The organism is Klebsiella oxytoca NBRC 105695 (assembly GCF_001598695.1).
Taxonomy (GTDB): Bacteria; Pseudomonadota; Gammaproteobacteria; order Enterobacterales; family Enterobacteriaceae; genus Klebsiella; species Klebsiella oxytoca.
On record NZ_BCZK01000009.1, the window covers coordinates 224,594 to 243,702 of the forward strand.

15 protein-coding genes are annotated in these 19,109 nt (G+C 57.3%); 7 read left to right on the forward strand and 8 right to left on the reverse strand.

The window, feature by feature from the left end:
* Positions 1-32 precede the first annotated feature (32 nt).
* The 5 genes from fdnG (at position 33) to araJ (ending at position 6,895) form a co-directional block, all read left to right on the forward strand.
* Positions 33-3,080 (forward strand): formate dehydrogenase-N subunit alpha, encoded by a 3,048-nt coding sequence (gene fdnG, locus KO1_RS17180; protein WP_126468314.1) that lies wholly within the window; start codon positions 33-35, stop codon positions 3,078-3,080.
* Between the two features lie 11 nt (positions 3,081-3,091).
* Positions 3,092-3,976 (forward strand): formate dehydrogenase subunit beta, encoded by an 885-nt coding sequence (gene fdxH / locus KO1_RS17185; protein ID WP_004101920.1) that lies wholly within the window; start codon positions 3,092-3,094, stop codon positions 3,974-3,976.
* The gene (gene fdnI, locus KO1_RS17190; RefSeq protein ID WP_004101923.1) at positions 3,969-4,625 is read left to right on the forward strand and encodes a formate dehydrogenase-N subunit gamma; all 657 of its coding nucleotides are present in this window, start codon (positions 3,969-3,971) and stop codon (positions 4,623-4,625) included. Before fdxH ends, fdnI begins: the two co-directional genes overlap by 8 nt.
* Positions 4,626-5,016: 391 nt before the next feature.
* Positions 5,017-5,358, forward strand: coding sequence for a hypothetical protein (locus KO1_RS17195; RefSeq protein WP_023320917.1), 342 nt, complete (start codon positions 5,017-5,019; stop codon positions 5,356-5,358).
* A gap of 385 nt (positions 5,359-5,743) precedes the next feature.
* Positions 5,744-6,895, forward strand: a complete 1,152-nt coding sequence (gene araJ, locus KO1_RS17205; protein WP_048257949.1) for an MFS transporter AraJ — start codon at positions 5,744-5,746, stop codon at positions 6,893-6,895.
* 16 nt (positions 6,896-6,911) lie between these two features.
* Here araJ and KO1_RS17210 read toward each other — a convergent pair whose 3' ends face one another.
* From KO1_RS17210 to adhP, 7 genes are all read right to left on the reverse strand, one after another.
* Entirely contained in the window at positions 6,912-8,003 is a 1,092-nt protein-coding gene (locus KO1_RS17210) for an alkylhydroperoxidase domain protein (protein WP_047719852.1), read from the reverse strand.
* Between the two features lie 9 nt (positions 8,004-8,012).
* The gene (locus KO1_RS17215; RefSeq protein ID WP_004112887.1) at positions 8,013-9,002 is read right to left on the reverse strand and encodes a putative FMN-dependent luciferase-like monooxygenase; all 990 of its coding nucleotides are present in this window, start codon (positions 9,000-9,002) and stop codon (positions 8,013-8,015) included.
* On the reverse strand, positions 8,999-10,603 hold the full coding sequence (locus KO1_RS17220; RefSeq protein WP_064370574.1) for a dipeptide ABC transporter ATP-binding protein: 1,605 nt from the start codon (positions 10,601-10,603) through the stop codon (positions 8,999-9,001). Before KO1_RS17220 ends, KO1_RS17215 begins: the two co-directional genes overlap by 4 nt.
* On the reverse strand, positions 10,600-11,451 hold the full coding sequence (locus KO1_RS17225) for an ABC transporter permease (RefSeq protein ID WP_004101938.1): 852 nt from the start codon (positions 11,449-11,451) through the stop codon (positions 10,600-10,602). The genes KO1_RS17220 and KO1_RS17225 overlap by 4 nt, the downstream gene beginning before the upstream one ends.
* Positions 11,448-12,392 carry an ABC transporter permease gene (locus KO1_RS17230; protein WP_023329667.1) on the reverse strand — a complete coding sequence of 315 codons (945 nt, stop codon included), beginning with the start codon at positions 12,390-12,392 and terminating at the stop codon, positions 11,448-11,450. The genes KO1_RS17225 and KO1_RS17230 overlap by 4 nt, the downstream gene beginning before the upstream one ends.
* A 10-nt stretch (positions 12,393-12,402) precedes the next feature.
* A complete protein-coding gene (locus KO1_RS17235; protein WP_004101942.1) occupies positions 12,403-14,025 on the reverse strand; it encodes a TIGR04028 family ABC transporter substrate-binding protein in 1,623 nt (540 codons plus the stop codon).
* A 294-nt stretch (positions 14,026-14,319) separates the two neighbouring features.
* Entirely contained in the window at positions 14,320-15,330 is a 1,011-nt protein-coding gene (gene adhP, locus KO1_RS17240) for an alcohol dehydrogenase AdhP (protein WP_004101944.1), read from the reverse strand.
* Between the two features lie 257 nt (positions 15,331-15,587).
* Between adhP and KO1_RS17245 the strand changes: the two genes are divergently transcribed.
* Positions 15,588-16,187, forward strand: a complete 600-nt coding sequence (locus KO1_RS17245) for an inorganic diphosphatase (protein ID WP_004101946.1) — start codon at positions 15,588-15,590, stop codon at positions 16,185-16,187.
* A gap of 197 nt (positions 16,188-16,384) precedes the next feature.
* Complete coding sequence (locus tag KO1_RS17250; RefSeq protein WP_004112899.1) at positions 16,385-17,353, forward strand: bifunctional helix-turn-helix transcriptional regulator/GNAT family N-acetyltransferase; 969 nt, start codon at positions 16,385-16,387, stop codon at positions 17,351-17,353.
* A 37-nt stretch (positions 17,354-17,390) separates the two neighbouring features.
* Here KO1_RS17250 and KO1_RS17255 read toward each other — a convergent pair whose 3' ends face one another.
* Positions 17,391-19,103 carry an ABC-F family ATP-binding cassette domain-containing protein gene (locus KO1_RS17255; RefSeq protein WP_064407062.1) on the reverse strand — a complete coding sequence of 571 codons (1,713 nt, stop codon included), beginning with the start codon at positions 19,101-19,103 and terminating at the stop codon, positions 17,391-17,393.
* Positions 19,104-19,109: the final 6 nt, after the last annotated feature.

A 19,109-nucleotide genomic window follows, 5' to 3' on the forward strand; every position in this document is an offset into this window, starting at 1 on the left:
CAATGAATAGACATCCCGCATGGAGGGGAACAATGGACGTCAGCCGCAGAAAGTTTTTTAAAATCTGCGCAGGCGGTATGGCCGGAACAACAGCCGCTGCATTGGGTTTTGCGCCCAAAATGGCCCTGGCTCAGGCGCGTAATTACAAATTGCTGCGCGCCAAAGAGATCCGCAACACCTGCACATACTGCTCCGTGGGCTGCGGGCTATTAATGTATAGCCTGGGCGACGGCGCGAAAAACGCGAAAGAAGCGATTTATCACATTGAAGGGGATCCGGACCATCCGGTGAGCCGCGGCGCGCTGTGCCCGAAAGGCGCAGGGCTGCTGGACTATGTCCATAGCGACAACCGTCTGCGCTATCCGCAATACCGCGCGCCGGGTTCGGATAAATGGCAGCGCATCTCCTGGGATGAAGCATTTACCCGTATCGCTAAATTGATGAAAGCCGACCGTGATGCCAACTTTATTGAGAAAAACGAGCAGGGCGTGACGGTTAACCGCTGGCTGTCCACCGGGATGCTGTGCGCGTCGGCGGCCAGCAATGAGACCGGCATGCTAACGCAAAAATTTGTGCGCTCGCTCGGCATGCTGGCGGTAGATAACCAGGCGCGCGTCTGACACGGACCAACGGTAGCAAGTCTTGCTCCAACATTTGGTCGCGGTGCGATGACCAACCACTGGGTTGATATTAAAAACGCCAATGTCGTGGTGGTGATGGGCGGTAACGCCGCCGAAGCCCATCCGGTGGGATTCCGCTGGGCGATGGAGGCAAAAAACAACAATGATGCGACGCTGATTGTCGTTGACCCGCGCTTTACGCGTACGGCGTCGGTGGCCGATATTTATGCGCCGATCCGTTCCGGTACCGACATTACCTTCCTGTCGGGCGTGCTGCTGTACCTGATCGAAAATAACAAAATCAATGCCGAGTACGTTAAACACTATACCAACGCCAACCTGCTGGTGCGCGACGATTTTGCCTTCGAAGATGGCCTGTTCAGCGGCTACGATGCCGAAAAGCGTCAGTACGATAAGTCTTCGTGGAACTATCAGTTCGACGAAAATGGCTTCGCGATGCGCGATGAAACGCTGCAGCATCCGCGCTGCGTATGGAACCTGCTGAAGCAGCACGTTTCGCGATATACGCCGGAGGTGGTGGAGAACATCTGCGGTACGCCAAAAGCGGACTTCCTGAAAGTGTGCGAAGTGCTGGCCTCAACCAGCGCGGCGGACCGGACCACCACTTTCCTCTATGCGCTGGGCTGGACGCAGCATACCGTCGGCGCGCAGAACATCCGCACCATGGCGATGATTCAGCTGCTGCTCGGCAATATGGGGATGGCGGGAGGCGGGGTCAACGCGCTGCGCGGCCACTCCAATATCCAGGGGTTAACCGATTTAGGCCTGCTTTCGACCAGCCTGCCGGGCTACCTGACGCTGCCGTCGGAACAGCAGGTTGATCTGCAAAGCTATCTCGCTGCCAATACGCCGAAGGCGACGCTGCCCGAACAGGTGAACTACTGGAGCAACTACCCGAAGTTCTTCGTCAGCCTGATGAAATCTTTCTACGGCGACGCGGCGCAAAAAGAGAACGACTGGGGCTTCCACTGGCTGCCGAAATGGGACCAGGCTTATGACGTTATCAAGTATTTCAATATGATGGATAACGGCAACGTCACGGGCTATATCTGCCAGGGATTCAATCCGGTGGCGTCCTTCCCGGACAAAAACAAGGTGGTCCGCAGCCTGAGCAAGCTGAAGTACATGGTGGTTATCGACCCGCTGGTGACCGAAACCTCGACCTTCTGGCAAAACCACGGCGAGTCGAACGATGTTGACCCGGCAGCGATTCAGACCGAGGTCTTCCGCCTGCCGTCCACCTGCTTTGCCGAAGAGGATGGTTCCATCGCCAACTCCGGGCGCTGGCTACAGTGGCACTGGAGGGGCCAGGATGCGCCGGGCGAAGCGCGCAACGACGGCGAAATTCTGGCCGGGATTTACCACCGCCTGCGCGAGATGTATCGCACCGAGGGCGGCAAAGGCGTCGAGCCGCTGCTGAAGATGGGGTGGCACTACAAGCAGCCGGATCGTCCGGAATCAGAAGAGGTCGCGAAAGAGAACAACGGCTACGCGCTGGCGGATCTCTACGACGCTAACGGCGCGCCGCTGGCGAAGAAAGGCCAGCTGTTGAACAGCTTCACGCTGCTGCGCGATGACGGTACCACCGCGTCGTCTTGTTGGATCTATACCGGCAGCTGGACCGAGCAGGGCAATCAGATGGCCAACCGCGATAACGCCGACCCGTCAGGTCTTGGCAATACGCTCGGCTGGGCATGGGCGTGGCCCCTCAACCGGCGCGTGCTGTACAACCGCGCGTCGGCGGATATGAACGGCAAGCCGTGGGATGCGACGCGAATGCTGATCCAGTGGAACGGCAGCAAGTGGGTTGGCAACGATATTCCGGACTTCAATACCGCGCCTCCGGGCAGCAAAACCGGGCCGTTTATTATGCAGCCGGAAGGTCTGGGGCGTCTGTTTGCCCTGAATAAGCTGGCGGAAGGTCCGTTCCCGGAACACTACGAACCGATGGAAACGCCGCTTGGTACCAATCCGCTGCACCCGAGCGTGGTCTCCAGCCCGGTGGTACGTCTGTATGAAGAAGATGCCCTGCGTTTAGGTAAGAAGGACAAATTCCCGTACGTCGGCACCACCTATCGCCTGACCGAGCATTTTCATACCTGGACCAAGCATGCGCGTCTCAATGCGATTGCGCAACCGGAGCAGTTTGTCGAAATCAGCGAAGGCCTGGCGAAAGCGAAAGGGATCGCCAATGGCGATCGGGTGACGGTCAGCAGCATGCGCGGCTTTATTCGCGCGGTGGCGGTGGTGACGCGTCGTCTGCAAACGCTCAACGTCAACGGTCAGCAGGTGGAAACCGTCGGTATTCCGCTGCACTGGGGTTTTGAAGGAGTGGCCCGCAAAGGTTACATCGCCAATACCCTGACGCCGAACGTCGGGGATTCCAACTCGCAGACGCCGGAGTATAAGGCGTTTCTGGTCAACATCGAGAAAGCGTAAGGAGCGAAGCAATGGCGATGGAAACCCAGGACATCATTAAACGCTCCGCCACCAATCCGATCACCCCCGCGCCGCGCGCGCGGGATTTTAAGGCGGAAGTGGCAAAGCTGATTGATGTCTCCTCCTGCGTAGGCTGCAAAGCCTGCCAGGTGGCCTGTTCCGAGTGGAACGATATCCGCGATGAAGTCGGGCACTGCGTCGGGGTTTACGACAATCCCGCCGATCTGAGCGCCAAATCCTGGACGGTAATGCGCTTTAGCGAAACCGAGCAGAACGGCAAGCTGGAGTGGCTGATTCGCAAAGACGGCTGTATGCACTGTGAGGATCCGGGCTGCCTGAAGGCGTGCCCATCCGCCGGAGCGATTATTCAGTACGCAAACGGCATCGTCGACTTTCAGCAGGAAAACTGCATCGGCTGCGGCTACTGCATTGCCGGATGCCCTTTTAACGTCCCGCGCCTCAATAAAGAGGATAACCGGGTCTATAAGTGCACCCTGTGCGTCGATCGGGTCAGCGTTGGCCAGGAACCGGCCTGCGTGAAAACCTGCCCAACCGGCGCGATTCACTTCGGCAGCAAGCAAGAGATGCTGGAAGTGGCCAACGAGCGTGTGGAAAAACTGAAGAAACGCGGCTATTCCCATGCCGGGGTGTATAACCCGCCTGGCGTCGGCGGCACCCACGTGATGTACGTGCTGCATCATGCGGACCAGCCGGAGCTGTACCATAACCTGCCGAAGGAGCCGCAGATAGATACCTCGATAAATCTGTGGAAAGGCGCGCTGAAGCCGCTCTCCGCCGTTGGCTTTATCGCCACCTTTGCCGGGCTGATCTATCACTACATCGGGATTGGGCCGAACAAGGAAGCGGATGACGATGAGGAGGAGCATGATGAGTAAATCGAAAATGATTGTGCGCACGAAGTTTATTGACCGCGCCTGTCACTGGACGGTGGTCATCTGCTTTTTCCTGGTGGCGCTGTCGGGGATCTCGTTTTTCTTCCCGACGCTGCAGTGGCTGACCGAAACCTTCGGTACCCCGCAGATGGGGCGTATTCTGCATCCGTTCTTCGGGGTTCTGATTTTCGTGGCCCTGATGTTTATGTTCGTGCGCTTTGTCCACCATAATATTCCCGACAAACAGGATATTCCCTGGCTGAAAGGGATTATCGAGGTGCTTAAGGGCAATGAGCATAAAGTGGCGCGGGTAGGGAAATACAACGCTGGCCAGAAAATGATGTTCTGGACGATCATGAGCATGATATTTGTGCTGCTGGTCACCGGGGTGATTATCTGGCGGCCTTATTTTGCCCACTATTTCCCGATTCAGGTTATTCGCTATAGTCTGCTGATTCACGCAACGTCGGCCATTATTCTTATCCATGCGATTCTGATCCATATGTATATGGCATTCTGGGTTAAAGGATCGATTAAAGGCATGATTGAAGGGAAGGTGAGCCGACGCTGGGCGAAGAAGCATCATCCGCGCTGGTATCGCGACGTGGAGCGCCTGGAAGCGAAAAGGGAAAATCGCGAAGGGCTGAAGTAAGCCTTAACGTATTACCCGTTCCGGTTAATGCCGGAACGGGGGTTAATATCCTCAGGGGCATCAATTAGCTCACCTCTGACAGCGTTGAAAACATTGTCTCATTTATTTATGCCCGGGCGCGCACTCTGACGGGCTCTCTTTTTCTGACGACAGATATTTCCCTTTTTCCCATTAAGCCAGTTGGGTCGCTATTTCAACGTAGCGCTATTAACGTCATTATCCGTTGTCTCTATAAAAAACGCTATCATTTAGGCGGATTCTTGCGTATTTTGCGCGGCGGCTTCCACAGAAAAGAAAATTACTGAAATTAATGTTATGGGTTGTCTTTACGCAGTGATAAAGAGTAAGCTGTATACGGCTCAAGGAAGTCCGGGTTATATTTGAGTAAAAAATGGAAGATACTAAATTAATAAAAATCATGCATGAAAGTGGCTTTACAGATAAGCAGATCGACAAGTTAACGGCGAGATATAAGACGCTTTTATACTGTGCCGTTGACGAAGCGGCATCGCGCTTGCCCAGGGCAATATTTGTCCATGTATTCGTTCTTTTAATTATCGGGATCGGCATCCTGAAAGCGGTCCATGAAGGGACCTGGCATCCTGCGCAACTCATTATTTTCGCGCTACCGCTGGTCGTCGCCTGTGGGGTATCGCATCACTTCGCTCCGCTAAGTGAGGTATACAAAGCAGCAAAGGTGATGAAAAAGATCAAACATCAGCAGGTTCACTAATTCACTCGCGGATGAAGCGTTAACGGCGACTGACTGCCCGAGGCAATAAAATCATGAAAGCCATGCTTCGCTATTTTTTAAAGGATATTTATGACGGCATTCGCACTCACGTAATATTAATCTGCGCAATAGTACTTACAGGGCTTATTTACCGGGCTTTCGATTTTGACGTTTGGTTCACGCCTGCCGTTGTCATTGTTATATTGGTTGCCCATTGGGTATTAAGCCAATTCAGGATTTAATGATTGCTGTTTTTATGAACGTTGGATATGAAGTAATCACGCTGTTTTATGGATAAACAGGTTACGGAAGGTTTTAAACTGGTTTACCGCCAGAGAATGCATAATAATGCGACCGGTAAAATCCATAACAAGTGATTAGATGTATGAAAAAGACTATTTTTTCGTTAGCGCTTGGCACTTTTGGTCTCGGAATGGCGGAATTTGGCATCATGGGGGTATTACCTGAAATTGCCCGTGATGTCGGCATATCCATTCCTGCCGCAGGCAACATGATTTCATATTATGCGTCCGGCGTCGTGATCGGCGCGCCGGTGATGGCGATATTCTCCAGCCGCTTTTCACTAAAATCAGTGATGCTGTTTCTCGTAGCGCTATGCATTATCGGCAACGCCATCTTCACGTTCTCCTCCAGCTACTCGATGCTGGCGCTGGGGCGCCTCATCTCCGGGTTTCCGCACGGCGCATTCTTTGGCGTGGGCGCGATAATTCTGTCGAAAATTGCGCCGCCAGGCAAGGTTACCGCAGCGGTGGCGGGGATGATCGCCGGGATGACCGTCGCCAACCTGCTGGGGGTACCGGGAGGAACCTGGCTTGGCCATCAGTTCAGCTGGCGCTATACCTTCCTGGCGATTGCGGTCTTTGACGTCGCGGTGCTGGTGTCCATCGCCTGGTGGGTGCCGACGTTATTTGATAAATCAACCACGCGCTTGCGCTCGCAATTTCATTTTTTAACCTCACCTGCGCCGTGGTTAATTTTTGCCGCCACCCTGTTCGGCAATGCCGGCGTCTTCGCGTGGTTTAGCTATATTAAGCCGTTTATGATCAACGTCTCCGGCTTCGGTGAAAGCGCCATCATAATGATTATGATGCTGGTGGGCCTGGGGATGGTTCTGGGGAATTTATTTAGCGGTAAAGTTTCCGCGCGCTACAGTCCGTTACGTATTGCCGCCGTGACGGATAGCGTTATCGTTTTGACCTTATTACTCCTGTTCCTGCTGGGTGAGAATAAAACCGCCTCACTAACCCTGGCGTTTATCTGCTGCGCGGCGCTGTTTGCCCTGTCAGCGCCGCTGCAAATCATGCTGCTGCAAAATGCCAAAGGCGGCGAGATGCTGGGCGCGGCGGGCGGCCAGATCGCCTTTAATCTTGGAAGCGCCATCGGGGCGCTGTTCGGCGGGATGATGATTACGGCCGGCCTTGGCTGGCGTTCTGTTGCCTTACCGGCCGCGCTGCTTTCGTTTCTTGCGCTCAGTTCACTGCTGATTTATGCCCGCTATCAGCAGCGTTCTGTCTGACGAAATCCGCAGGCGGCTAATCCTGCCACGGCTCCCCGAGGGTCAGCATTAACCGGTTGGCCCAGGCGAAGAAGGCTGCCGATTGCAGCAGATCCAGTTGGGCAAGGGTATCCAACTGTTGCTGCTCGACGGCCGCAAGGTGGCTCGCGTCCAGGGCGGGAGGGGTAACGGAAATCGCTGCGGCAAAATCAATGAGCGCCTGCCAGCGCGGCGTCTGCCCATCGCTCAGCTTCTCTCCCGGGGTCACCGCCAGCAGGGTCTCTACCGCCGTTTCATCTTTCGCTAACTGCGCGGCCTTGCGAGCATGCACCGAGGCGCAATAAATACAACCGTTGATTTTACTCGCTACCGTCGCCGCCAGCTCGCGTTCGGCGCGCGGCAGGCCGCCGGGAGTATAAAAAATCCCTTTATCGGTTAACGTACGCTGCTCCAGCACCGGCTGGTTGCGCGCCAGCAGGCGGAAGTAGGGCGAGTCGCTGTGGCCGAATTTCGCCAGCAGCGCCTGCTCATCCGGGGTAAATTCCGCCAGCGGTTTAGCCGCCAGCCAGGGTTCCCAGTGCAGTTCATCGCGGGTGAAGCGCGCCGGCGCGCGTTTACCGCTGAGGGTTTGCGGTGAGGTATGCCAGAATCCGGCTACGACCGGGGTCCCGGCAACCGGGGCGCTTTTACCGTTGAGCAGGCGTAGACCGTTCAGCAGACGACTCTGGAAGCTGACAAACGCAATCAGCTGGGCCAGCGTCACGATAGCGCGCGGGCTCCATCCGGCACGGGTTAATGCCTCCAGAGCCGAAGGCGTGGCTTCTACCGGCGCGAAGGTCAACAGCCGGGCAAAGGCCTGCGCCGGAACCAGCCGCGGCGAGGTAGGGTCGGCAATCCCAAACCCGGCATAGTGGGCGGCCAGCGCATCGCTCTCATGCAGCTTTGCTACCCTGGCGGCAATGGCAAAACGTTCGTCGAGCGGAAAGTCGTTATCCTGCTGACCGAACAGCGCTTCATAGCTTCCCTGAGCATGATGGGTGGCCGCCTCGCGCACGGCTCTCGCCGCCGCTAAGGCGGAATCGGGGGCAATTTCTGCCAGTTCGGCCAATATATCCTGACTGAGCGTCATGGTGACTCCTTATCGTATCTGCGGGGCAATATGCTGAGCGATCAGCTCAATGGAACGAAGCGTGTCGCGGTGCGAGGGTTCAACGGAGTGCACCTGGAACGAAATATCGGTTACCCGCTGCAGGACGCTATCGCGCCCCAGCGAAGCGGCGACGTGCTGCGGGTCGCCAACGTGCGCGTCAAGCTGCGGCAAAAAATCAGTGACAGTGTCACCAATAATATGATGACCTGCGGCGCGATGCTGGGCCGCCTGCTGGCGCAGACCGGGTTCAGCGACCTGTAGCGCATACTGCTGGCTATCGGCGACAAAGGCCGTCCGCGAGGCGAGGATCCGTGGCTCGACGCCCGGCGGCAGCGCGGCGAGATAGGCGTCAATAATCGGATTCTGGATAGCGTCCAGTGGCAGCGTGGGCTGCCCTGAAGGACGCGGCTGGGTACGCGAAAGCATCAGGCCGTGTCCGGCCTGAGCCGCGCGCACCGCGCCCTCAACGGAAAAGGTGGCAATCCAGATACGCTCCGCCAACTGCGGTGCCTGGGGATAAAGATGATTATCCGGATGCGAAAGTGAATCTCCGCGCCAGGCGCTTTGAATCAGATGCAGGTGTTCGGCAAAGACTGCGCTGCGCTGGTCGATGGTCAATCCAAAGGGTAAAAACGAGGTCGGCGTGCCGCCAGACCCGAAGCCCACTTCCAGTCGTCCATCGGCGAGCAGATCCAGCACCGCCGCATCCTCGGCAACCCGCAGCGGGTTTTCCATCGGCAGGGTGATAATGGCGGTTCCCAGGCGAATGCGCTCCGTATGCGCTGCCGCGTGGGCGAGAAAGACCAGCGGCGACGGCAGGCCGCCTTCGTGCTCATGAAAATGGTGCTGAGCGACCCAGGCGCTGTCGAAACCCAGTCGTTCGGCGTGGCGAATTTGTTCGGTAGCCAGCCGATAGCGCTCACCTGGCGCGACGTGGTCCAGCAGGCGAGTGAAAAAACCCAGTCGTTTACGCGTCATGCGACCTCCTTGTTCGAGGGGGAAAAGTGGGGAATAGCGGCAATAAGCTCGCGGGTATACTCATGCTGCGGAGCGCTGAACAGTCGGCCCACATCGCCATGTTCAATAACCTGGCCCGCCCGCAGTACCGTCACGCTGTGGGCGATACGGCGAACCGTCGCCAAATCGTGGGTGATAAACAGATAGGTCAATCCCAGCTGTTGCTGCAACTGCTGCAGCAAGGCGAGAATTTGCGCCTGGACGGTAACGTCCAGCGCCGAAGTCGCTTCATCGAGGACAAGGATCGTCGGTTCAAGGATTAGGGCGCGGGCGATAGCCACCCGCTGCCGCTGTCCGCCGGATAGCTCACGGGCGGTTCGCGACAGCAGCTCCGGCGCGAGCGCCACGCGAGCGGCGACCGTTTCGACGCGCTGGCGTCGTATTCCGGCGCTGAAGCGGTCGAAGTTCTTTAACGGCTCTTCAATGATTTCAAACAGCGTTTGCCGTGGGTCAAGAGAGGCAAAGGGGTTCTGATAGACAAACTGAATTTTACGCCGTAGCTGGCGGAGCGCCTCCCGACTGAGATGCCCGGCATCAATACCATCGATGGCAATCTGGCCGCTATCCGCCTTTTCGAATCCCAGCAGGATCCGCGCAAGCGTCGTTTTACCAGAACCGGACTCGCCAACCAGCGCGTGCGTGCAGCCGCGCTTAACCTCAAAAGTCACGGCGTCCAGCGCCTGCAAATGCGCCCGGCCTAATGAGAAGCGCTTGCTGATGTCGTCGACGCGAATCGCCGGCGTAGCCAGTACGCGACCGCCGGCGGGAGCCATGGTCAGCGCCGGGTCGTGAAGATCGCTGAGCAGCTGGCGAGTATAGGCATGCTGCGGCGTCCGTACCACATCGCGGGTCGCGCCTTGCTCCTGAATTTCGCCATGACGAAAGACCAGCAGGCGGTCGGCACGTTCGGCTGCCAGCGCCAGATCGTGAGTGACGAACAGCACCGCCGTGCCGGACTCCCGGCGCAGGGTATCCAGCAGATCGAGGATCCGCTTCTGTACCGTCACGTCAAGGGCGCTGGTTGGCTCATCAGCAATGATTAAATCCGGTTTCAGAGCGATGGCGATGGCAATCAGCACTCGTTGCTTCATGCCGCCTGAAAGCTGGTGCGGATATTGATCGAAGCGCTGCTCCGGGTGGCTCAGTCCAACCTTCGCCAGCAGCGCCAGTACCTGCGTTTTACGTTCCGCGGCGCTGCGTTTCTGATGGAGGCGCAGAATTTCACCTACCTGCGCGCCGATGGTTTTCACCGGATTGAGGGAGTTGCCTGGATCCTGGGGCACCAGGCTAATTCGCGCGCCGCGCAGGCCGTCGAGGCGTTTACCTGACCAGCCGCTAATGTCTTCACCGTTAATACTGATGCGCCCGCTGTCGCGCCGGGCATTCTCCGCCAGCAGACCCATTATCGCCTGGGCGGTAGTGGTTTTGCCCGAGCCGGATTCGCCGACGAACGCCAGCATTTCGCCGCGTTTTACCTGAAAACTGACGTTATGCACGACTTCACGCCATTCACTCTGCGAACGATAGCTGATGCGTAGGTTTTCTACGGTTAAAACATTCATCGGCGTTCTCCGCTAAATTGACGGCTAATACGATTGGCGGCAAGCACGACCGCAATCACCGCCATACCGGGAAGGGTCGTTAGCCACCAGGCGGTGGAGAGGTAGTTACGGCCTTCGGCGATCAGTAATCCCCACTCTGGTACCGGCGGCGGCGTGCCGTAGCCGAGAAAACTCAGGGTTGAGAGCGCCAGAACGGCCTGGCCGAACTGGAGCGTGGCGAAGGCCAGTACCGCGGTGAGCGAATTGGGTAAAATATGCCGCCAGAAGACGGCAAAAAAGGTGCCGCCGCTGCCGTAGGCCGCTTCGACGTAATCGCTGCGCCGTACGCGTACGACTTCCGCGCGCGCCAGGCGGGCAAAGCTGGCTATTGCCGCCACCCCGACCGCGACGGCGGCGTTGAGGGTGCCGAAGCCGAGCAGAATAATGACCGTCAGGGACAGCAACAGGGATGGAATCGCCAGCAGTACGTCGACCAGCCGCATGACGATCGACTCCACGCGTCCCGCCAGCGCGCCGGCCAGCGTACCCAGCGCGGTTCCGATGATCAGGCCAATCGCCACTGCCGCCAGCGCAGCGGAGAGCGAATGGGCAGCGCCGTAGACGATTCGACTCCACAGATCGCGACCAAGCTGGTCGGTGCCCAGCCAGTGACCCGCCTGGGGGGCCAGGCGCTGGGCGCCGGGGAAACCTTCCAACGGGTTATAAGCGGTAAACAGCTGCGGGACAACGGCCATTAGCGCAGCAACGATCATAATCGCCCAGGCCAGCAGCAGGCCGGGCTGGAAGCGTAGCGTGCGCCAGTCTGGCGAGCGGCGGCGGGCGGCGATTGCGTAATCAACCAGACTCATAGCGTACCTCCCTCAGCGGTTTTCAGGCGCGGGTCGAGCAGCGGCATCAGCAGGTCGACCAGCAGATTAATCAGGACAAAACCAAGGGCTGAGATCATCACCACCGCCTGCAGTACCGCGATATCCTGATTATTGACCGCCTGCTGCGTCAGCAGACCCAGCCCGCCGCGGCCAAACACGGTTTCAGTAATCAGAGCTCCGGCGATCAGTTCCCCTAGCAGCAGCCCGGCCATATTGAGCACCGGTAGCAGGGCATTGCCGGTAACGTGCCGCCACAGCACGCCGGTCTCGCTCATGCCTTTAGCACGAGCAACGGCCACAAACGGCAGCGCGGCGACCTGATCCAGACTGCGCATCAGAATCTGCGCCAGCGGAGCGGAAATCGGTACCGCGACGGCGACGACGGGCAGAATGAGTCCCTCAATCGGTCCCGGATTGATCACCGGTATCCAGCGCAGCTGAAAGGAGAAAAGCTGTATCAGGGCGATAGCGAGCCAGAACGTCGGCAGGGAGATAAACAGCACCGGCAGCGATTGCAGCGTATTGCTTAGCCAGCGCAGACCCGGCAGCCGTGAGGCGAAGGCGAGGGTAAAAGCCAGCGCCACCGCCAGCGCAAAGGCGGGGAGCGCGAGGCTTAGTGTCTGCGGCAGATTGCTGGCGATCAGCGCGCTCACCGGCAGTCCGGCCTGCAGCGAATAACCAAAATCCCCGCGCAGCATGGCGAAGAGGGTGTGGAGATACTGCTTCCACACCGGGCTATCGGCCCCCCAGGCGAGGCGCATTTCGGCGATCTGCTCAGGGCTGAGCCCCAGATCCGGATTCTGAAACTTGATCAGTACCGCATCGCCGGGCAGCACCTGTAACAGGATGAAAGAGAGGGTAAATGCCGCCCATAGCACCAGTAAACCCTGGCCGGTTCGCCGCAGAAGATAATGGCTCATCGCAGGCTCCTCAGTGCTTTTCCAGCCACGCGCCATAGAACGACGGGCGGCCTACCGCTTCAAAACTGACGCCTTTCACCCACGGGGCGCCGGCGAAGACCTGCGGTTCTTCAAATATCGGGATCACGTAGGCATTATCCAGCAGATAGCGTTGGGCATCGCCGGTGAGCTGGAGCCGTTTTTGCGGTTCAACTTCGGCTGAAATCGCGCTCAGCAATGCGTTGAGCTTATCGTCGCGGAACCCCTGTACTTTGTCGCTGGAGCCGCCTTTTTGCAGCAGCGCGTCGCGGTTAGTGGGGAAAAACATGCTTTTCACCACGTCGGGGTCGGCGCGGCCCACTTCCGACACGGTGAGCGGCGTTTTCAGCGGATCGAGGTTATCCAGCGTACGGCTGCCGGCATCGCCGGCTTTGACCGCCAGCGCGATGCCGACCTGACGCCACTGCTGAGCGACAAGCTGCAAAACTTCTTTATTTTGCGGTTGCGGCAGAGATTCATAGACGGTTAAGGCCAGCCGCTGGCCATCTTTGACCCGAATACCATCGGCAGCCGGTTTCCAGCCTGCATCATCAAGCAGTTGTTTTGCTTTGGCCGGATCGAAAGCCAGCTTGTCGCTGAGGTTAACGTACCCGGCGGCGGTACTGGCGACGACGGAGGTCGCCTGCGGATAGTTGGCGGAGAACAGCGTTTCGACTACCTGCCTGGCGTCGGTGGCGTGCAGCAGCGCCTGACGAACGCGCAGGTCGGCAACCAGCGGATTATCCGGCCGGAAGCTCAGGCTATCGTTAACGCCGCGCGTGGGGGCAGCATAAATTTTAAAGCCTTGCCCGGTGGCCTGCTTTTCATCGTAGGCCTGTACCTGACGGATAAAATCAGCCTGGCCCGCCAGCAGAGCGCCAATGCGCACGCCATCTTCAGGGGTAACGATGTAAGTGATGCCATCGAGATTAGCTGGCCCCTGCTGGGTGAGATTTTTCGGTCCCCATTGATAATCTTTGCGCGCGACCAGAGTGAGTTCGCGCCCCGGCTTTTCATCTTTTACCGTAAAAGGTCCGGAGCCAATAATATGGCGGGCATCGCCCAGCTCTTCAAAATTACGCGCCAGGGTACTGAGGGATACCAGCCCGGAGCCGATGGTGGCGGTGCCCTGCAGAAATCCCGGCGAGGGCTTTTTAAAGTAGAACTTTACCGTCAGCGGATCGATGACTTCGCTGCGATCGTAGTTATTAATGACCTCAGACACCGGCAGGCGGTGCGCTTTATCACCGAGGCCGTAGGTATCAAAGTTTTTGGCGACCGCCCTGGCGTCAAGCGGGGTGCCATCTGAGAAGGTCACCCCGGGGCGAAGCTTAAAGGTATATTCGGTTTTATCCGCGTTGGCGCTCCAGCTTTCGGCGATCCACGGCTCCACCTGCAGCGTTTTCGGGTTCTGCCAGGTGAGCTTATCGGTTATTTGATTAAGAATGCCGCCGTTGGGGTAGAAGCCACCGGCCGGTGGGTAAAGATTAGTATGCGGCTGCTGCTCCAGATAGATTAACGTACCGCCTTTAACCGGGGCGTCGGCGGCCCAGGCGGAAAACGCGCCGGTTAAAAATAGCGCCGCCAGCGCGGGCAGGCGAAAACGGATGTGCATGGTGAATTCCTTTGTTATCTCTTGTTTAGTCATCATCGGGCGCGCGTTTTAACAAAGGAAGTAAGGATTTGCGCTAAGCATTTGCGTAAAAAGCATTTATATCCTGCATACCACAGGCTGCGCATAGCGGGGAGAGCGTTGTTAATGAAGGTGGTAGCCGGTTCGATATTTATCGGCTGAACGATGATGAGCGTAAGAAAGGATTTCTGCCGGGCATCATGTAAATATGCGCAGCAGAGCTACGTGCATAAGGGGATAAATGGAACCTCTCCCGTAGCGAGAGAGGCGAGAAAATTAACGGCGGAAATCAATCACCATACGACCGCGAATTTGTCCCTGTTCCATCTCCTTAAAGATGGCGTTGATATCACCCAGCGGGCGCAGGGTGACCTTCGGTACCACCTTACCCTCGGCGGCAAACTGGAAGGCTTCGGCCAGATCCTGGCGCGTACCCACCAGAGAACCAACCACCTCGATACCGTCCAGTACCAGGCGCGGAATATCCAGGCTCATGGCTTCCGGAGGCAGGCCGACGGCCACCACGCGTCCGCCGGCGCGAACCGCATCCACCGCAGAGTTAAACGCCGCTTTGGCGACCGCCGTCACGACTGCGGCATGGGCGCCGCCGGTTTTCTCGTGGATAATTTTGGCCGCGTCTTCGCTGCGGGAATTGATGGTCAAATCTGCGCCCATTTCTGCGGCCAGTTTCAGCTGTTCATCATTAACGTCAAGGGCGATGACCTTGGCGTTAAAAACGTTTTTCGCATATTGCAGGGCCAGGTTACCCAACCCGCCGAGGCCATAAATGGCGATCCACTGGCCGGGTTTGATATGGGACACTTTTACCGCTTTATAGGTGGTGACCCCTGCGCAGGTGATGCTGCTGGCTGCCGCAGAATCAAGACCATCCGGCACTTTGACCGCGTAATCGGCAATGACGATACACTCTTCGGCCATCCCGCCATCAACGGTGTAGCCCGCATTTTTTACCGAACGGCACAGCGTTTCGTTACCGCTGTTACAATATTCACAGTGACCGCAGCCTTCGAAGAACCATGCGACGCTGGCGCGATCGCCCGGCTTGAGCGAGTGCACGCCAGGGCCGACCTGCTGCACCACGCCCACGCCTTCATGGCCCAGAATGACGCCGGTTTTATCGCCGAAATCGCCGTTCTTAACGTGCAGGTCGGTATGGCAGACGCCGCAGCAGTCCATTTTTAAAAGGGCTTCGCCGTGCTGTAATGGGCGAAGTGTTTTTTCCGTAACATTGACCTGATGATCTTGCGTGACGACGGCAGCTTTCATTCTGTTCTCCTTATTAAACATAAGCGTATTAACACAATATTTGTTTTTACGCATGTTAACCAATAGCTTAAATTGCCAATAAATCAAGGTAATAACAGATTTTTATGCTGGTTAAAGATTTCTTTTGTTTGTTTTTCGAACAGTTTTTCTTATGTTTCTGCGCGTCATATTTATGTCACTTGCATGTCATGAAATTTTCATCCGCGATCTCTATCGTTCTGTTTTTCAATTTCTTATTAACGTAGAGCGACATGACAATGCATCTGGCGAAAACCCTCCTGGCCGCAGGCCTTCTGCTTTCTACCGCTGTTGAGGCGCAAAACGTGCTGGATTTTCCGCAGCCGAACAACAACCCTGAAGAGTTTTACGCCGTAACCGAAATCCCGGCGGGCGGCATTATCAAATACGAAACGGACGCCAAAACCGGCTTTCTGATCGCCGATCGTTTCCAGTCGATGCCGGTGGCCTATCCGGCTAACTACGGCTCGCTCACTCAATCGCTGGCAGGGGATGGCGATCCGCTGGACGTGGTGTTTTATACCCGCGCGCCGATGGCCCCGGGAACGCTGATTAAGCTGCGCGCGATTGGCGTGCTGAAGATGATTGATGGCGGTGAGAAGGACGACAAAATCATTGCCGTTCCGGCAAGTAAAATCGACCCAACCTACGATGACGTGATTAACATCAGCGATCTGCCGAAAATTGAGCAGGAGCGTCTGCAGGCTTTCTTCCGGGTTTACAAACAGCTGCCGGACGGACGCAAAAAAGTCGAGCTGGACGGCTTTAATGATGCCGCCGCCGCGAAACAGGAAATCAAAGCGGCATGGGAAGCGTGGAAAGAGAAAAATCCGCAATAAGTACAAAAGCGGGTAAAGCCGGCAGGCGTCTTTTTCCCCGCAAGGTGGGTATCGGCATGGTGTCACGCGCGAGTAAAGTGCGAGCATTCACCCCGTTCAGTTGAGGCCAGTTCAGGGAGGAGGCAACACGGCGGCTTGACAGCACGCAGCAGAAAATGGTTGTATCATGCAACCATTTCTGACAGAGCTGACCTCAGATGAACTCACCCGCGCTTGTTGATGAAATTCGTACCGCTTCCCGCCTGATGGTGCGTGAACTGGGCTTTATGAGCACCACGCTGGCCGCTACGGCGTACTCACCTTCGGCGGTACATACGCTTGTGGAAATTTCTCTACGCGGCGCGATGACGGCCGCTCAGCTGGTGCAGATCCTGGGGCTGGAAAAGTCTAGCGTCAGCAGGATGCTTTCCCGTCTGCTTGCCGCCGGGGAACTCCGGGAAAAAACGTCCTCCCGCGACGGGCGGATTAAGCAGCTTGCGTTAACGGCGCAAGGTGCGGCGACGGTCAAAAAAATTAACGCCTACGGCGCTATGCGGGTAGTGGATGCGCTGGAACACCTGAGTGATGCGCAAAGACAGTGCGTCGCTCAGGGCCTCACAACCTGGGCCTGGGCGTTGGAAAAATGCCGCGACGTCGAGGCTACAGGCTCGAAAAAGACGATTGATATCGCTACCGGCTATCGGCCTGGAATGATTGGCCGCATAGCGCAAATGCACGGCGAGTATTATGCAAAACATTATCAGTTTGGTGCTTTTTTCGAGAGTAAAGTCGCCAGCGGGCTGGCGGAATTTTCAGCTCGTCTCGATAAACCGTGCAACCGTGTTTGGCTGGCCGTTCAGGGCGAGCAAATTGTCGGATCGGTAGCAATTGACGGCGAGGATCTGGGGAATAACCAGGCGCATCTGCGCTGGTTTATTCTCGACGATAGCTGCCGGGGTAGCGGCATTGGTCGGCGCCTGCTGAGCGAAGCCATGGCTTTTTGCGATAGCCGGGACTTTGCATCAGTACAGCTATGGACCTTCAGCGGCCTGCACGCCGCCCGCAGGCTGTATGAATCCTTTAGTTTCACGCTGGATAAAGAGTGGCAGGGCGAACAGTGGGGCAGGACGATGACCGAGCAGCAGTTTAGTCGAATCAAACCGCGACCGGCGACTCATGCTAAGTAAAACCCCGGCGCAGCGGGCTGCGCCGGGGAACAAACATTTAGCTTAGCAAAGCGTTGAGGGTGGCTATCTCCTTACGCCACTGCGCCTGCAGCTGCGGTTTTTGATGTTTTGGTTTACGGGCCAGATCGTCGGCCAGCAGTTGCTCAAGCGACACTAACCGTTCCAGCAGCGTATCATGGTCTTCCTCCGCTTCGCGGCGGTTCTCCGCCACGACCTCCGGGGCCGGACAACGAACGGCGGTGCGTAAAACCTCATACACCTCTTCGGCGCTGTGCCATTCGCTCAGCCCGCGCTCGTCAATAAGCCAGAAGCGATTGCAGCTATGGTTAATGAGTTCGCGGTCGTGGCTCACCAGCAGCAGTCCGCCTGGGTAGTCGCACAACGTTCTTGCCAGCGCTGTTTTGCCGTCCATATCCAGATGGTTGGTTGGCTCATCCAGAAGCAGCAGGCTATAGTAGGCCAGAGACAGGCCGACAAATAGCAGACGCGAACGCTCGCCGCCGCTTAAGGTGGCGACCTTTTGCCCGTGACGAGCCCAGCTAAATCCGGCTGAGATCAGCGCCCGCTTGCGCGCGTCCGCCGCCGGCTCAAAAGGTTCCAGCGCGTCGAGAAGCGTGTCGTCATCCGCAAGCTGATGCAGGGTCTGATCGTAATAACCCGGTTTCAGCCGCGGGTGCAGGCGTAAGCCGTCCTCCGCTGATTCCTGCTGCATATGTCGCCACAGTAGACGCAGCAGGGAGGATTTCCCGCCGCCGTTACGGCCCATTACCGCGACCCGATCGCCGCTTTTCAGACGAGCCAGACCCGCAGTAAACAGGACCGGCAGACCCGGCGCGGGCGGGACGGGAAGCTGGTCCATCTCCAGCAGCCTGTCTGCCCGCAGCATGTCGCCGCGCAGCGTTAGCCGCCAGGGTGTTCCGGCGGTGAGATCGGTTTGGCTCTCCTTCAGGCGCTGAACCTGCTTTTCCATCTGCTTAGCTTTACGCGAGAGATCTTCGTTGTCATAGGTGCGCCCCCAGATAGCCAGTCGTTTGGCGCTGGCGGCGACCCGATCAATCTCTTTTTGCTCGGCTTTATGGCGCAGCGCATCGCTGGCATCTCGCTCATCCAGCGCCTGACGGGCAGCGCTGCAGGGAAGGGAGAAGGCATGCAGGGTTTTGTCGCGCAGGATCCAACTCGCATTAGTTACAGCATCCAGTAAGATGTTGTCATGAGACACCAGAACGAAACTCCCCTGCCAGGTTTGCAAGAAGCTTTCCAGCCACAGGAGGGTCGGCAGGTCGAGGTGGTTTCCCGGTTCGTCCAACAGCAGGAGATCCGGTTGCTGAATCAGCGCCCTGGCAAGCAGCAGCCGGGTATGCTGACCGCCGCTCAGGGTTGACGCCCGCTGCCGGGCTTCATCGGACGTAAAGCCCATCTCCGCCAGCAGCCGTTCCGCTTGCCAGCGCTGGTTCTCTCGCTCAAGGGCGGGAAGTTTTTCCAGGACCACCTGTAGCAGAGGTTGCGCTAACAGCGTATCGGGTAGATGCTGTTCCACCCGCGCCGTCAGGCAGTGGCTGGCCAGCGCCACGCTGCCCCCATTCGGAATCATCGTGCCGTCCAGCACTCTAAGCAGGGTACTTTTTCCGCAGCCGTTATAGCCAATCAGGCCAATGCGGTCGCCTTTTTTGAGGGTAAAGGAGAGGTTTGTGAACAGCGGGCCAAACGCCGTATCAACATGGAGAGATTGTGCAGTTAGTAATGTACTCATGGTGAA

Bases quoted from the DNA above. Each gene is read 5' to 3' on its own strand.
- KO1_RS17225 (WP_004101938.1), bottom strand. From the start codon at position 11,451: ATGAGTCTGGTTGATTACGCAATCGCCGCCCGCCGCCGCTCGCCAGAC.
- KO1_RS17250 (WP_004112899.1), top strand. From the start codon at position 16,385: ATGAACTCACCCGCGCTTGTTGATGAAATTCGTACCGCTTCCCGCCTG.
- KO1_RS17195 (WP_023320917.1), top strand. From the start codon at position 5,017: ATGGAAGATACTAAATTAATAAAAATCATGCATGAAAGTGGCTTTACA.
- fdxH (WP_004101920.1), top strand. From the start codon at position 3,092: ATGGCGATGGAAACCCAGGACATCATTAAACGCTCCGCCACCAATCCG.
- KO1_RS17210 (WP_047719852.1), bottom strand. From the start codon at position 8,003: ATGACGCTCAGTCAGGATATATTGGCCGAACTGGCAGAAATTGCCCCC.
- KO1_RS17235 (WP_004101942.1), bottom strand. From the start codon at position 14,025: ATGCACATCCGTTTTCGCCTGCCCGCGCTGGCGGCGCTATTTTTAACC.
- adhP (WP_004101944.1), bottom strand. From the start codon at position 15,330: ATGAAAGCTGCCGTCGTCACGCAAGATCATCAGGTCAATGTTACGGAA.
- araJ (WP_048257949.1), top strand. From the start codon at position 5,744: ATGAAAAAGACTATTTTTTCGTTAGCGCTTGGCACTTTTGGTCTCGGA.
- KO1_RS17215 (WP_004112887.1), bottom strand. From the start codon at position 9,002: ATGACGCGTAAACGACTGGGTTTTTTCACTCGCCTGCTGGACCACGTC.
- KO1_RS17230 (WP_023329667.1), bottom strand. From the start codon at position 12,392: ATGAGCCATTATCTTCTGCGGCGAACCGGCCAGGGTTTACTGGTGCTA.
- fdnI (WP_004101923.1), top strand. From the start codon at position 3,969: ATGAGTAAATCGAAAATGATTGTGCGCACGAAGTTTATTGACCGCGCC.
- KO1_RS17245 (WP_004101946.1), top strand. From the start codon at position 15,588: ATGCATCTGGCGAAAACCCTCCTGGCCGCAGGCCTTCTGCTTTCTACC.
- KO1_RS17255 (WP_064407062.1), bottom strand. From the start codon at position 19,103: ATGAGTACATTACTAACTGCACAATCTCTCCATGTTGATACGGCGTTT.
- KO1_RS17220 (WP_064370574.1), bottom strand. From the start codon at position 10,603: ATGAATGTTTTAACCGTAGAAAACCTACGCATCAGCTATCGTTCGCAG.